The sequence below is a fragment of the Microbacterium algihabitans genome (genome assembly GCF_032464975.1).
GTDB classification, from domain to species: domain Bacteria; phylum Actinomycetota; class Actinomycetes; order Actinomycetales; family Microbacteriaceae; genus Microbacterium; species Microbacterium algihabitans.
The window spans coordinates 148135-161835 of record NZ_JAWDIU010000001.1 but is presented as its reverse complement, the minus strand read 5'-3'; the positions used below and the strand labels follow the sequence as shown (position 1 = coordinate 161835).

Here is a 13701-nt window from a genome sequence, read left to right as displayed (position 1 = left end):
CATGGCACACCTCTGGGGCGGAGTCCTCCGCGAATACGCCGACCGTCTGGGTGTCACCGACGCCTCCACCGTCGTCACCCTGGGCGAGGGCGGCACTCCGTTGCTGCCCGCTCCCGCACTGTCGCGTCGCACCGGCGCCGACGTCTGGGTGAAGTACGAGGGTATGAACCCGACGGGTTCGTTCAAGGACCGCGGCATGACCGTGGCCCTCTCGCGCGCCGTCGAGCATGGGGCGAAAGCCGTCATCTGCGCCTCGACCGGCAACACCTCGGCCTCGGCCGCGGCCTACGCCGCCCACGCCGGCATCACCGCCGCGGTGCTCGTGCCCGAGGGCAAGATCGCCATGGGCAAGCTCAGCCAGGCGGTGGCGCACAACGGCCGGCTCATCCAGATCCGCGGCAACTTCGACGACTGCCTCGAGATCGCGCGCGAGCTCGCCGACCACTACCCGGTGCACCTGGTGAACTCGGTGAACCCCGACCGCATCGAGGGGCAGAAGACCGCCGCCTACGAGGTCGTCGAGGTTCTGGGCGACGCCCCCGACTTCCACTTCATCCCCGTCGGCAACGCCGGCAACTACACCGCGTACTCGCGCGGCTACCGCGAAGAGGCCGCCCGCGGCGTCGCCACGCGCGTGCCCCGCATGTTCGGCTTCCAGGCCGAGGGTTCCGCGCCGCTCGTGCGCGGCGAGGTCGTCAGGCAGCCCGAGACGATCGCCAGCGCCATCCGCATCGGCAACCCCGCGTCGTGGGATCTCGCCCTCGAAGCCCGCGAGGCCACCGACGGCTACTTCGGCGCGATCGACGACGCCCGCATCCTCGAGGCGCAGAAGATCCTCGCCGGCGAGGTGGGCATCTTCGTCGAGCCCGCTTCGGCCATCAGCGTCGCGGGTCTGCTCGAGCGCGCCGAGGCCGGCATCGTGCCCGCCGGCGCGAAGGTCGTGCTCACCGTCACCGGCCACGGCCTGAAGGACCCCCAGTGGGCCCTGCGCAAGTCCGACGGCACCGACGTGCAGCCGACCGTCGTCGACGCCGCCACCTCGGAGGTCGCCTCCGTGCTCGACCTGCAGCCGGTGACCGCGTGAGTTCAGGCCCCGGCCGTCGGGTCGCCGTCCGGGTTCCCGCCACCAGCGCGAACCTCGGGCCCGGCTTCGACACCCTCGGCCTCGCACTGAGCGTCTACGACGAACTCGTCGTCGAGCAGCTCGAGGGCGACCGCCTCGAGATCGAGGTCGAGGGCGAAGGGGTCGCCGAGGTGCCGCGCGATGCGTCGCACCTCGTCGTGCGCGCGATGGCGCACACGTACGCCTCGGTCGGCCGCACCCTGCCGGGGCTCCGTCTCACCGCGCACAACGTCATCCCGCACGGGCGGGGCATGGGCTCGTCCGGTGCGGCCGTGGTCGCCGGCATCCTGGCCGCGAAGGGTCTGCTCGAGGGCGAGGTCGCATTCAGCGACGTCGACCTGCTGCGCCTCGCGACCGAGATGGAGGGCCACCCCGACAACGTGGCCCCCGGGCTGTTCGGCGGTCTCACGATCGCGTGGATGGATGCCGCCGGCCCCCAGCACAAGCAGCTGATCGTGCACCGCGGTGTGTCGCCCCTCGTGCTCGTGCCGAGCTTCACGATGTCGACGGCGGTCGCGCGCAGCCTCCAGCCGCTGCAGGTGCCGCGGGAAGACGCGGTGTTCAACGTCTCGCGCTCGGCGCTGCTGATCGCGGCGATGACGCAGAGCCCCGAGCTGCTCATGGCGGCCACCGAAGACAAGCTGCACCAGAACTACCGCGCGCAGGCCATGCCCGAGACCGACCGACTCGTGCGCGCCCTCCGCGCGGAGGGGTACGCCGCGGTCGTGTCCGGTGCCGGACCGAGCGTGCTCGTCCTCGCCGACGGGCCGGGACAGCGACTCGCGGCCGCGGATCTTATGGCATCCGTCGTCGACACCCCGTGGCAGGCGCTCATGCTCGCCGTCGACGTCAAGGGTGGTACAGTGAAAAACGCAGAGGGTTCCGCGTAAATTCGCGAATCTGAGCCTCTGCACCACCTGCGAAATCCGCAACACATCGCGAACCCGGTATCGGCTGCAGTCTCCCGAACCGCTGGTGTCCGTCGTCTGCGATCTGCACGACGACGCGCGATCTGATCACGTTTCATCCTGAGGAGCACTCGTGGAGTCCATCTCCGAGACCCAGCCCGTCGACGCGCCCGAGGGCGCCGAGACCCCCACCGAAGAGCAGCCCACGGCTGCGGTGGAGGGCACCGACACCGAACAGACCGACGCGCCCGCTGCGGCCGAGGGCGAAGCGGCCCCGGAGGCCGACGAGGCCCCGGCCGACGCCGCCCCCGAGGCACTGTTCACCGATGACGCTCTCGCCGCCGAGGCCCCGGCCGAGACGGTCGCCGACGCGCCCGCCGCTGCGGAGGCGCCCGCCGCCGAGGCCGCCGCAGAGCCCGCCGCCGTAGAGGCGGCGCCGGTCGAGAAGCCCGCGCGCGCCCCGCGCAAGCGTGCCCCGCGCCGTGCCAAGAGCGCGACCGCCGAAGAGACGGCCGCCGCCGCTGAAGAGAAGGCCGCCGCTGAGGCCGCCGCCGCCGAGGCCGCCGCCGCCGAGGCGCCCGCCGCCGAGACCGCTGCCGCCGACGCCGTGACCGACGAGTCCGCGACCACCCCGGTCACCACGGCCGCCGACGTGGCCGCCGACGCCGACGCCAGCACCGAGACCCCCGCGGTCGACGAGGCTGCCACCACCGAGGCTCCCGCGGCCGACGCCGCGACCGCTGACGGCGACGCCGAGCAGGCCGACGCCGAGCAGGCAGACGCCGCGCCCGCCGACGGTGCCGAGCAGGCCGACGAGACCCCGGCCCGTGGCCGTGGCCGCAGCCGCTCGCGCAACCGCAACCGCAACAAGACCGACGCCGACAAGGCCGACGCCGCTCAGCCCGCCGCCGACGAGGCCGAGGCCCCGCAGCAGCAGCAGCAGCAGGGCGGCCAGCGCGAGGGCGGTCGCGACAACGGCGCACAGCGCGACGGCGGCCAGCGTGACGGTGCCCAGCGTGACGGCGGCCAGCGCGACGGCGCCCAGCGCGACAACGCGCAGAACGGCCAGCAGGCGCAGCAGCAGCAGGGCGGCGCAGCCAACAGCCGCAACCGTCAGCGCAACAAGCGCCGCGGCCAGACCACCACGGGCGACGAGTTCGAGACCGAGATCGGCGAAGACGACGTGCTCGTCCCCATCGCCGGCGTGCTCGACGTGCTCGACAACTACGCGTTCGTGCGCACCACCGGCTACCTGCCCGGCCCGAGCGACGTCTACGTCTCGCTCGGTCAGGTCAAGAAGTACAACCTCCGCAAGGGCGACGCCGTCGTCGGCGCCATCAAGCAGCCCCGCGAGGGCGAGCAGCAGGGCCGTCAGAAGTACAACGCGCTCGTGCAGGTCGACTCGATCAACGGCCTGTCGGTCGACGACGCCGCTACCCGCGTCGAGTTCAACAACCTCACGCCCCTGTACCCCCAGGAGCGCCTGCGCCTGGAGACCGGCCCCGAGAAGCTCACGCAGCGCATCATCGACCTGGTCGCCCCGGTCGGCAAGGGCCAGCGCGGCCTGATCGTCGCGCCCCCCAAGGCCGGTAAGACGATCGTGCTGCAGCAGATCGCCAACGCGATCGCGACGAACAACCCCGAGGTCCACCTCATGGTCGTGCTCGTCGACGAGCGCCCCGAAGAGGTCACCGACATGCAGCGCACCGTGCGCGGCGAGGTCATCGCCTCGACCTTCGACCGTCCGGCCGAAGACCACACCACGGTCGCCGAGCTGGCCATCGAGCGCGCGAAGCGTCTCGTCGAGCTCGGCCGCGACGTCGTCGTGCTGCTCGACTCGATCACCCGCCTCGGCCGCGCGTACAACCTCGCCGCCCCCACCTCGGGCCGCGTGCTCTCCGGCGGTGTCGACGCCTCGGCGCTGTACCCGCCCAAGCGCTTCTTCGGCGCCGCGCGCAACATCGAGAACGGCGGATCGCTCACGATCCTGGCCACGGCGCTCGTGGAGACCGGGTCCAAGATGGACGACGTGATCTTCGAGGAGTTCAAGGGCACCGGCAACAGCGAACTGCGCCTGAGCCGCCAGCTCGCCGACAAGCGCATCTTCCCGGCGGTCGACGTCAACGCGTCGAGCACCCGTCGCGAAGAGATGCTGCTGTCGAGCGACGAGGTCAAGATCACCTGGAAGCTCCGTCGCGCGCTGGCCGGTCTCGACCCCCAGCAGGCCCTCGAGGTCGTGCTCGGAAAGCTCAAGGAGACGCAGTCCAACGTCGAGTTCCTCGTGCAGATGCAGAAGTCGATCCCGGCGCCCTCGCGCGGCGGTGACGACAACAGCATCCGCTGATCGGGGCGGGAGGCGCGATGTCGGAACCCGCCATGTTCGAGTCGGTCCGCGGACTGCTCGACGAGCACAAGGCCGTCCAGGAGGAACTCTCCGACCCGGCCGTGCACGCGGACGCCGCGCGCGCCAAGCGCGTCAACCGACGCTACGCCGAGCTGTCGCGGATCGTCGCGGCCCACGAAGCGTGGACCGCGGCGTCCGACGACCTCGAGGCGGCTCGCGAGCTCGCCCGTGAGGACTCCGCCTTTGCAGAAGAGGTCCCGGCGCTCGAGGAGCGCGTGGCCGAGACGCAGGAGCGCCTGCGGCGCCTGCTCATCCCGCGCGACCCCGACGACGCCCGTGACGTGATCATGGAGATCAAGGGCGGCGAGGGTGGGGCCGAGAGCGCCCTCTTCGCGGCCGACCTGCTGCGCATGTACCTGCAGTACGCGGCATCCATGGGCTGGAAGACGGAGCTGCTCGAACGCACCGAATCCGATCTCGGCGGCTACAAAGACGTCCAGGTCGCGATCAAGGGATCGTCGAGCGACCCCGCTCAGGGTGTCTGGGCGCACCTGAAATACGAGGGCGGAGTGCACCGCGTGCAGCGCGTGCCCGCCACCGAGTCGCAGGGTCGCATCCACACCTCCACCACGGGCGTGCTCGTGTTCCCCGAGGTCGACGAGCCCGAAGAGGTCGGCATCGACCCGAACGACCTGAAGATCGACGTCTTCCGCTCCTCGGGCCCCGGTGGTCAGTCCGTGAACACGACCGACTCCGCGGTGCGCATCACCCACGTTCCGACCGGAATCGTCGTGTCGATGCAGAACGAGAAGTCGCAGCTGCAGAACCGCGAGGCCGGTATGCGCGTGCTGCGCGCCCGCCTGCTCGCCAAGCAGCAGGAGGAGCGCGACGCGGTCGCCGCCGATGCGCGCAAGTCGCAGATTCGCGGCATGGATCGCTCCGAGCGCATCCGCACCTACAACTTCCCCGAGAACCGCATCGCCGATCACCGCACCGGATACAAGGCGTACAACCTCGATCAGGTCATGGACGGCGCCCTCGGCCCGATCGTCGAGTCGGCGATCACGGCCGACGAAGAAGCGCGCCTCGCGGCCCTCGCCGACTCCTAAGCTCGGGTGGTGCTCACCGCCGCTCAGATCGTGTCGTTCGACGACACCCCGCCCCCGCCTGGACTCTCGCCATGGGTCGGCGCCGTGGAGCAGGTGCGGCACATCGAGATCGTGGATCCGGATGCCGCCTGGCCCGAGCTCTTCGAGACGCTCCGCGCGGGCATCGTCGCGGCGCTCGGCGAGCGCGCGTTGAGGATCGACCACGTGGGGTCGACGTCGGTCCCCGGGCTGGCCGCCAAGCACGTCATCGACATCGACCTGACGGTCGCCGACACCGACGACGAGGATGCCTACGTGCCGGCACTCGAAGCACTCGGCTTCGTGTTGCGCGTGCGCGAGCCGTGGTGGCTCGGCCATCGCTGCCTGGTCTCGGCCGAGCCGGCCGCCAACCTTCACGTGTGGCCGCCCGACAGCCCCGAGGCCGCACGGCACCGCATCTTCCGCGACTGGCTGCGCGCCGACGAGGCCGATCGCGAGCGGTACGCCGCGGTCAAGCGCGCTGTCGCGGCCGACGGCCTGATGAGCGAGTACAACGCCCGCAAAGAGGGTGTGATCCGCGAGATCTACGCCCGAGCCTTCACCGCGGCCGGCCTGTTGCCCTGACACCATCCCGAGACCACAACGCAGGATCCAGGGACGTCACCCCGTCTACATGCCGAGGCCGGCGCGGGGATGAAGTCGGATCTCCTGCGCTGTGTCGCAGGGAGCGTCACACGTCCCAGGCGGGCGGATGGGGGAGCGGGCCCCGGCGGGCCTCGAGCTGAGCGGCGAGCGACAGCAGCGTCGCCTCACCCCCCGGGCGGCCGACGAGCTGCACCGACACGGGGTGGTCCGCGGCATCCGTCGTCACCGGCACAGTGATCGCGGGCAACCCGGCGACGTTGACGAAGCTGGAGTACGGCGCGTACTCGACCTGCATCGCGAACGTGCGCTCGGGGCTGTGCTCCGCGTACGAGCCGACCGGCTGGGGCGGCTGCGCGAGAGCCGGGGTGAGCACGGCGTCGAAGGCCGAGAAGTCGGTGATGGTGCGACGCTCGAACGCCCGGGCGGCCGCGAGTCCGCCGAGCAGGTCGAGGGCCGACAGGCGACGCCCCTCCTGCACGAGCCAGGCCGTGAGCGGCTCGACGAGCTCGGCATCGGCGTCGCTCAGCGGAATGCGTGCGGCACTCGCCCGCCAGAGCACGTGGAAGAGCTCCGCATAGCCGAACGGATGCCAGTCGGCATCCGCCACCGCGTGCCCAGAGTCGTCGAGCCAGGCGGTGGCCGTGTCGAGGGCCGTGCGAGCGTCTGCGTCGAGGATGATGTCTTCGTCGTCATCCCACGGCGAGACGGTGGTGACGCCGAGGCGCAGGTGGCCGGGGTCGCGTCGGGCGGCGTCGGCGAAGGGTCCGGCTCCGGGGGCGACTGTCGCGTACGAGAAGGGGGCGAGGCCGACGAGGGCATCGAGCAGGAGGCCCGCGTCTTCCGCCGTGCGTGCGATCGGTCCCGTGACCGACAGTCCGTCGGGGGAGTCGAAGCCCGAGCCGATCGGAAGCCGCCCGCGCGAGGGTTTCAGGCCCACGACCCCCACGGTCGCCGAGGGGATGCGGATCGAGCCGCCGCCGTCCGAGCCGACGGCCGCAGGGAGGAGTCCCGCGGCGACGGCCACCGCCGCCCCACCGCTCGAGCCGCCCGCGCCCGCGGTGGGGCGCCAGGGATCGCGCGCCGGGTCGTGGATCAGCGGTTCGGTGAACCCGGTGAGACCGAACTCCGAGGTGCTGGTCTTACCGACGTTGATCGCTCCGGCGGCGTCGAGTGCCGCGGCGAGGGGATCGGATGCCGTGGGCACGTGGTCGACCCGCGCGCGCGATCCGTACCGCGTGGGCACGCCGGCGCGGGCGACGAGGTCTTTGTCCGCCAGCGAAATGCCCCACAGCGGTCCGTCGGCCGGTCGGGGGAGGTCGGCCGCCCGTCGGAGCGCGGCATCCGGAGTGACCTCGGCGAAGGCGCCGAGACTGCGGTGGCGGTCGATGCGATCGAGGTAGTGGGTCGTCAGCTCGGCGGGTGAGAGGTCACCGCTGCGGAGTCCGTCGACCTGGGCCACGAGCGAGAGGTCGTGCAGACGGGGCATTGTCCGAGCCTACGGCGATGCCGGCGCAGGCGGTCGCGATCAGATCCAGTACTCGGGCGTGGTCAGCAGCGCGCGGGTGTCTTCGCCCCCGCGGCGCGTGCGGGCCGTGGCCGGCACCCCCACCAGCACGCTGTCGGCCGGTGCATCCCGCGTCACCACAGCGTTCGCTCCGACCACGGAACGCGCGCCGAGAGTGATCGGGCCGAGGATCTTCGCCCCCGCGCCCACGGCGACCCCGTCGTGCAGCGTGGGGTGGCGCTTGCCGCCCTCGCGCTGACGACCGCCGAGAGTGACGCCGTGGTAGAGCATGACGTCGTCGCCGACCTCGGCCGTCTCGCCCACGACGACACCCATGCCGTGATCGATGAAAAACCGGCGCCCGATGGTGGCTCCGGGGTGGATCTCGATGCCCGTGAGCCACCGGGTCACCTGCGACAGGGCCCGCGCCGGGAAGCGCAGACCCCGCCGCCACAGGCGGTTCGCGATGCGGTACGACCACACGGCGTGAAGACCCGGGTAGAGCACGGCGATCTCGAGAGCGCCGCGCGCCGCGGGGTCGCGGAGCTTGGCGGAGGAGACGTCTTCGCGGATTCGGGAGAGGACCCCCACGTCAGTCTTCGCGCAGGTGCTCGTACAGAGCGGTCGAGAGGTAGCGCTCGCCGTACGAGGGGATGATGACGACGATGTTCTTGCCCGCGGCCTCGGGGCGACGTGCGACCTCGAGCGCGGCCCAGATGGCGGCACCCGACGACATGCCGACGAGGATGCCGTCTTTCGCCGCGGTCTCGCGGGCCAGGCGGATCGCGTCGTCGAACTCGACGTCGATGACCTCGTCGATGATGTCGCGGTCGAGGATCGCGGGCACGAAGTTGGGGCCGATGCCCTGGATCTTGTGCGGGCCGGGGTGGCCCTTGGTGAGGACGGGGGAGTCGGCGGGCTCGACGGCGACGATCTTGACCCCGGGTACGCGCTCCTTGAGCACCTGGCCGACACCCGTGATGGTGCCGCCCGTGCCGATGCCGGCGACGAAGTAGTCGACCTTGCCCTCGGTGTCGCGCAGGATCTCTTCGGCCGTCGTCTTGCGGTGGATCGCGGGGTTGGCCTCGTTCTCGAACTGACGGGCCCAGACGGCGCCGGGGGTCTCGGCGACGATGCGCTTGGCTTCGTCGACGGCGTGCGACATGCCCTTGGTGGGGTCGGTCAGCACGAGCTCGGCGCCGAACGCCTTCAGCAGGATGCGGCGCTCCTTCGACATCGACGCGGGCATCGTGAGGATGACCTTGTAGCCGCGGGCGGCGCCGACCATGGCCAGCGCGATGCCGGTGTTGCCGCTGGTGGACTCGACCAGGGTGCCGCCGGGCTTGAGCTCGCCCGAGGCCTCGGCCGCATCGACGATCGCGATGCCCAGGCGGTCCTTGACGCTCGAAGCGGGGTTGTAGAACTCCAGCTTCGCCAGGATCTGCGCGTCGGTGCCTTCGGCGACGCGGTTCAGGCGCACCAGCGGAGTGTCGCCGAAAGCTGTCGTGATGTCGGGGTGGATGCCGGGCATGGCTCGCCTTTCGCCGTCGTTCGGGTCGCGATCATCCTAAGTGAGCCCTCCGACACCGACGCCTGTGTGACGCCGTGCGGCAGGATGCGCGCAGGCGCCCCGGCAGGGGCGGGACCCGCACGACTAAACTCGACTCCCGTCATGCCTGAGACAGCTTCCGCGCCCGCGCCCGCCCCCGCCGCCACGAGCGTCGTCGAGACGGTGCGCGCGACCGCCGCCCGACTGGCCGCCGCCGGGATCCCCGACGCGCAGGTCGACGCCGAACTGCTCGTCGGCCACGTGCTCGAGACCTCGCGCGGGGGAGTGCAGGCGGCGGCCATCCGCGGCGACCGGATGCCGGAGTCCGCCGTTCGCGCTCTCGCGCCCCTCGTCGACCGACGCTGCGCCCGCGAGCCGCTGCAGCACCTCACCGGACTCGCGCCCTTCCGCGCCCTGGAGCTCGCCGTCGGGCCGGGGGTGTTCGTTCCGCGCCCCGAGACCGAGATGGTGGCGCAGCTGGCGATCGACGCGCTGCGCGTCGCGGCATCCGATGCCCCCATCGCCGTCGACCTCGGCACCGGGAGCGGAGCGATCGCCCTCGCCCTCGCCACCGAGGTCCCGCACGCCCGGGTCTTCGCCGCCGAGAACTCCGTCGACGCCTTCGTCTGGACCAAGCTCAACCTCGCCCGCATCGGCGCGCAGAATCTGCAGCTCGCCTTCATCGACCTCGCCGAGGCGTTCCCCGAGCTCGACGGCACGGTCTCGGTCGTGGCATCCAACCCCCCGTATGTTCCGGACGACGCCATCCCGCGCGACCCCGAGGTGCGGCTGTACGACCCTCCCGCGGCGCTCTACGGCGGACCGGACGGGCTGGATGCCGTGCGCACTCTCAGTCGTGTGGGTCTGCGCCTCGCGCACCCGGGCGGCACGATCGTCATCGAGCACGGCGAGTGGCAGGGCGAGGCGATCCGCGCGATCCTCTCGGCCGACGGCTGGAGATCGGCCGCGACGCACCCCGACCTGACCACCCGCGACCGCGCGACGACGGCCGTCCGTCCTTGATCGCGGCCGATCACGGCTCCCACGCGGCCCGACTAGACTGTGGCCCGACATGTCTCCCGTCTACGACTGCCGTGACGAGTCGCAACTGCTGTCCGGGATGCGCCATGCGCGTCAGGCGATCGGCAGAGGCGAACTCGTCGTGCTCCCCACCGATACGGTCTACGGAATCGCCGCGGACGCGTTCAACGCGCGCGCCGTCGCGGGTCTGCTCGAGGCGAAGGGCCGCGGTCGCCAGCAGCCGCCGCCCGTGCTCGTTCCGGGCGTCGCCACCCTGCGCGCGCTCGTCGCCGAGATCCCGCCTGCGGTCGACGACCTCGTGCGCGAGTTCTGGCCCGGCGGGCTCACCATCGTCCTGCCCGCGCAGCCCTCGCTGTCGTGGGACCTCGGTGACACGCACGGCACCGTCGCGGTGCGCATGCCCGCGCAGAAGCTCACGCTCGAGCTGCTCGAGGAGACCGGCCCCCTCGCCGTCTCGAGCGCCAATCTGACGGGTCGTCCGGCGGCCGTCGACATCGACTCCGCGCGCGACATGCTGCGCGACAGCGTCGCGGCGTACCTCGACGCGGGTCCCAGCGAGACCGGCGTCGCCTCCACCATCATCGACGCCACGACGCTCGTGGGCGGCGCCGAGCCGCAGGTGCGCGTGCTGCGCGAGGGCGCGATCTCGCGCGATCGCCTGCGTGCCGTGCTGGGCGACCTGCTCGAGCCCGACCCGGTCGACGAGGGCCCGACCCCGTCCGCATCCGCCGCCGCGTCGTCCGACGCCGCGCCGATCGCCGACGCGACCCCGGATGCCGAGGCGCCGGGTCCGTGACCCAGTACCTCCTCACCATCCTCTTCACGGCCGCGGTGACGCTCGCGCTGTCGTGGGTGGTGTGGAAGCTCGCTCTGCGGTTCAAGCTCTATCCCGGCATCCGGGATCGCGATGTGCACAAGACGCCGACGCCGCGCCTGGGCGGGGTGGCGATGTTCCTCGGTGTCGTCGCGGCGTTCGCGCTGTCGAGCCGCAACCCCTACTTCGCGATCTTCTGGACCGATCCGGTCCCCGTGCTCTCTCTGCTCGGAGCCGTGCTGCTCATCGTGCTGGTCGGAGTGGCCGATGACCTGTGGGACCTCGACTGGATGATCAAGCTCGGCGCGCAGTTCATCGCCGCCGGCGTCATCGCCTGGTTCGGGCAACTGCAGATCCTGTCGTTGCCCATCGGAGCTCTGACGGTGGGCTCGAGCTGGGTGAGCTTCCTGCTGACGGTCTTCGCCCTCGTCGTGGTCATGAACGCCGTCAACTTCATCGACGGGTTGAACGGCCTCGTCGCGGGGGTGTGCCTCATCGCCAACGGGGTGTTCTTCGCCTACTCCTACCTGCTCGTGCGCGACACCGGCGCCAGCACCTACTTCAACCTCGCCTCCTTCATCGCGGCCGTGCTGGTGGGGGCGTGCCTCGGCTTCCTGCCGATGAACTGGACGCCCGCCAAGCTCTTCATGGGCGACGCCGGGGCTCTCATGCTCGGCCTGCTGATGGCCAGCTCCGCCGTCGCCATCACCGGTCAGCTCGACCCCGCGGTGCTCGACCCCGAGAAGATCGGCCGTTCGCAGCTCCTCGGTGCGTTCATCCCGATCCTGCTCCCGGTCGTGATCGTGCTGCTGCCGCTGCTCGACTTCGGTCTGGCCGTCGCCCGCCGCCAATGGGCCGGGCGCTCGCCCTTCTCACCCGACCGCAAGCACCTGCACCACCGCATGCTCGACATGGGTCACTCCGACCGCGACGCTGTGCTGATCTTCTACAGCTGGACCGCCGTGGTGAGCCTGGCGTTCCTGCTGATGTACATCGGCACGCAGCAGAGCTGGCCCGGCGACTACGCGTTCGGCATCGCCTTCGGAGTCGTCGGCGTCGCCGCGTGCGCGGTGCTCACCCTCCTGCCCTCACAGCATCGTCTGCGCCGCCTCGCGCGGCGCCCCCGACCCACCCGACCGGAGTCCCCCTCATGAGCAGCACCGCCCCCGCCCATCGTCGTCCCCTCTCGAGCACTCCCGTGCTGCGCACGGCGCTCGTCTGGGGAGGGTTCGTTACCCTCGCGCTCCTCGTGATCGGCGGTGTCGTCGGCTTCCTGGTCGGGGGAGCGGGCGGCCTCGGCAGCGCGCTCGCCGGCGTCGCGGTCAGCGCGATCTTCCTCGCGGTCACGGCCACCAGCATCCTGATCGCCAACCGCTGGTTCGGCGACCCCCTCTACGTGCCGATCTTCTTCGGCATCGTGCTGGGCGGGTGGCTGCTGAAGCTCGTGCTGTTCATCGTCGCGATCGTCGTGCTGCGCGGACAGGACTGGGTCGACCCGGTCGTGTTCTACGTCGCCCTCGTGGTCAGCGTGATCGCCTCGCTCGCCGTCGACGTCGTGGTCCTGCTGCGCATGCGCATCCCGAGCGCGAGCGACGTGACGCTCCCGACCGACCCCGATGCGGGCGACCGACGGGACTGAATCGCCCATAACCCACCGCTCGCCGCAGCCGCGCACGTTAGTCCGGCGGCGAGACGATCGGATGCCCGGACTCATGGATCCGCCGGGAGTTTGATAGGGTTGCATAAGTACCCACCCGCGATGGGAAATCTCCTCCAGGTTCGCACTTCGGGTACTCTCACCGACCATCGTCGCAACGGTTCACACCGATGCCCCGAAGCTGGAGCCAGCGCTGTCCACTCAAGCTGCGACCCTGATCACGAACTTCGCGTCTGCGGGTGCGGAATTCCACCCGCCGTCCATTTCGGAGTTCTTCCCTGACGCGGTCATCACCTTCCCGGGGCTGTTCATCTTCGGTGCGCCGTTCGAGATCACGCGCATCAACCTGGTCCAGTTCCTCGCGACCGCCGTTCTGGTGATCCTCCTCGTGGTCGGCACCCGCCGCATGAAGATCGTCCCCGGCCGCTTCCAGAGCATCGTCGAGATGGGCCTGGACTTCGTCCGCGTCAACATCGCCGAAGACATCCTGGGCCGCAAAGACGGCAAGCGGTTCCTGCCGATCCTCACCACGATCTTCTTCATGGTGCTGTTCATGAACATCACGGGTGTCATCCCGGGCCTGAACATCGCCGGTACCAGCGTCATCGCCGTGCCCATGCTTCTCGCGATCGTCGCCTACGTGACCTTCATCTACGCCGGCATCAAGAAGAGCCCCGGCGGCTTCTTCAAGAACGCCCTGCTGCCCTCGGGCGTGCCGTGGCCGCTGTACATCATCATCGTGCCGCTCGAGTTCCTCTCGACCTTCATCATCCGCCCCGTCACGCTCACGCTGCGACTGCTGATGAACATGGTCGTCGGCCACCTCATGCTGGTGCTGTTCTTCTCGGCCACCCAGTTCTTCGTGTTCGGCCTCAGCGGGGGATGGATCGCGCTCGGCGCCGGCTCCCTCGCCTTCGGTCTCGCTTTCACCCTGTTCGAAATCTTCGTCGCCTTCCTCCAGGCGTACGTCTTCGCGATCCTCACCGCGGTCTACATCCAGCTCGCGGTCGCAGAAGAGCACTGAGCGG

At 70.8% G+C, this 13701-nt stretch carries 13 protein-coding genes; 10 read left to right on the top strand and 3 right to left on the bottom strand.

What is annotated here, in order from left to right:
• Position 1 precedes the first annotated feature (1 nt).
• The 5 genes from thrC to RWH43_RS00740 all read left to right on the top strand — a co-directional run bounded on the left by thrC (position 2) and on the right by RWH43_RS00740 (position 6087).
• Positions 2 to 1084, top strand: a complete 1083-nt coding sequence (gene thrC / locus RWH43_RS00760; protein WP_144828591.1) for a threonine synthase — start codon at positions 2 to 4, stop codon at positions 1082 to 1084.
• Positions 1081 to 2013: a homoserine kinase gene (gene thrB, locus RWH43_RS00755; RefSeq protein WP_144828588.1), complete on the top strand. Its 933-nt coding sequence runs from the start codon at positions 1081 to 1083 to the stop codon at positions 2011 to 2013. The genes thrC and thrB overlap by 4 nt, the downstream gene beginning before the upstream one ends.
• 151 nt (positions 2014 to 2164) lie before the next feature.
• Complete coding sequence (rho, locus tag RWH43_RS00750; protein WP_316000401.1) at positions 2165 to 4375, top strand: transcription termination factor Rho; 2211 nt, start codon at positions 2165 to 2167, stop codon at positions 4373 to 4375.
• Positions 4376 to 4407: 32 nt separating this feature from the next.
• The gene (prfA, locus tag RWH43_RS00745) at positions 4408 to 5484 is read left to right on the top strand and encodes a peptide chain release factor 1 (protein ID WP_316000400.1); all 1077 of its coding nucleotides are present in this window, start codon (positions 4408 to 4410) and stop codon (positions 5482 to 5484) included.
• Between the two features lie 9 nt (positions 5485 to 5493).
• Positions 5494 to 6087 carry a GrpB family protein gene (locus RWH43_RS00740; protein ID WP_316000399.1) on the top strand — a complete coding sequence of 198 codons (594 nt, stop codon included), beginning with the start codon at positions 5494 to 5496 and terminating at the stop codon, positions 6085 to 6087.
• 106 nt (positions 6088 to 6193) lie between these two features.
• Here the strand turns inward: RWH43_RS00740 and RWH43_RS00735 are convergent, their stop codons facing one another.
• Genes RWH43_RS00735 through cysK form a run of 3 tightly spaced genes read right to left on the bottom strand, consistent with a single transcriptional unit; the run spans position 6194 to position 9143 of the window.
• Positions 6194 to 7594, bottom strand: coding sequence for an amidase (locus RWH43_RS00735; RefSeq protein ID WP_316000398.1), 1401 nt, complete (start codon positions 7592 to 7594; stop codon positions 6194 to 6196).
• Positions 7595 to 7633: 39 nt separating this feature from the next.
• Complete coding sequence (epsC, locus tag RWH43_RS00730; protein WP_144828574.1) at positions 7634 to 8203, bottom strand: serine O-acetyltransferase EpsC; 570 nt, start codon at positions 8201 to 8203, stop codon at positions 7634 to 7636.
• 1 nt (position 8204) lies between these two features.
• On the bottom strand, positions 8205 to 9143 hold the full coding sequence (cysK, locus tag RWH43_RS00725) for a cysteine synthase A (RefSeq protein WP_144828571.1): 939 nt from the start codon (positions 9141 to 9143) through the stop codon (positions 8205 to 8207).
• A gap of 141 nt (positions 9144 to 9284) precedes the next feature.
• On the opposite strand from cysK, the gene prmC reads away from it, so the two are divergent.
• From prmC to atpB, 5 genes are all read left to right on the top strand, one after another.
• Entirely contained in the window at positions 9285 to 10184 is a 900-nt protein-coding gene (prmC, locus tag RWH43_RS00720) for a peptide chain release factor N(5)-glutamine methyltransferase (RefSeq protein ID WP_230704360.1), read from the top strand.
• Positions 10185 to 10233: 49 nt separating this feature from the next.
• Positions 10234 to 10998 (top strand): L-threonylcarbamoyladenylate synthase, encoded by a 765-nt coding sequence (locus RWH43_RS00715; RefSeq protein ID WP_154095966.1) that lies wholly within the window; start codon positions 10234 to 10236, stop codon positions 10996 to 10998.
• Positions 10995 to 12170 carry an MraY family glycosyltransferase gene (locus tag RWH43_RS00710; protein ID WP_144828563.1) on the top strand — a complete coding sequence of 392 codons (1176 nt, stop codon included), beginning with the start codon at positions 10995 to 10997 and terminating at the stop codon, positions 12168 to 12170. Before RWH43_RS00715 ends, RWH43_RS00710 begins: the two co-directional genes overlap by 4 nt.
• Entirely contained in the window at positions 12167 to 12655 is a 489-nt protein-coding gene (locus tag RWH43_RS00705; RefSeq protein WP_144828560.1) for a Cg1360 family ATP-synthase-associated protein, read from the top strand. The genes RWH43_RS00710 and RWH43_RS00705 overlap by 4 nt, the downstream gene beginning before the upstream one ends.
• A 211-nt stretch (positions 12656 to 12866) precedes the next feature.
• Positions 12867 to 13697 carry a F0F1 ATP synthase subunit A gene (gene atpB, locus RWH43_RS00700; RefSeq protein ID WP_437127383.1) on the top strand — a complete coding sequence of 277 codons (831 nt, stop codon included), beginning with the start codon at positions 12867 to 12869 and terminating at the stop codon, positions 13695 to 13697.
• Positions 13698 to 13701 lie beyond the last annotated feature (4 nt).

Excerpts from the sequence above, each read along its gene's own strand:
- thrC (WP_144828591.1), top strand. The coding sequence starts at position 2 with ATGGCACACCTCTGGGGCGGAGTCCTCCGCGAATACGCCGACCGTCTG.
- prfA (WP_316000400.1), top strand. The coding sequence starts at position 4,408 with ATGTTCGAGTCGGTCCGCGGACTGCTCGACGAGCACAAGGCCGTCCAG.
- RWH43_RS00735 (WP_316000398.1), bottom strand. The coding sequence starts at position 7,594 with ATGCCCCGTCTGCACGACCTCTCGCTCGTGGCCCAGGTCGACGGACTC.
- cysK (WP_144828571.1), bottom strand. The coding sequence starts at position 9,143 with ATGCCCGGCATCCACCCCGACATCACGACAGCTTTCGGCGACACTCCG.
- prmC (WP_230704360.1), top strand. The coding sequence starts at position 9,285 with ATGCCTGAGACAGCTTCCGCGCCCGCGCCCGCCCCCGCCGCCACGAGC.
- RWH43_RS00715 (WP_154095966.1), top strand. The coding sequence starts at position 10,234 with ATGTCTCCCGTCTACGACTGCCGTGACGAGTCGCAACTGCTGTCCGGG.
- RWH43_RS00705 (WP_144828560.1), top strand. The coding sequence starts at position 12,167 with ATGAGCAGCACCGCCCCCGCCCATCGTCGTCCCCTCTCGAGCACTCCC.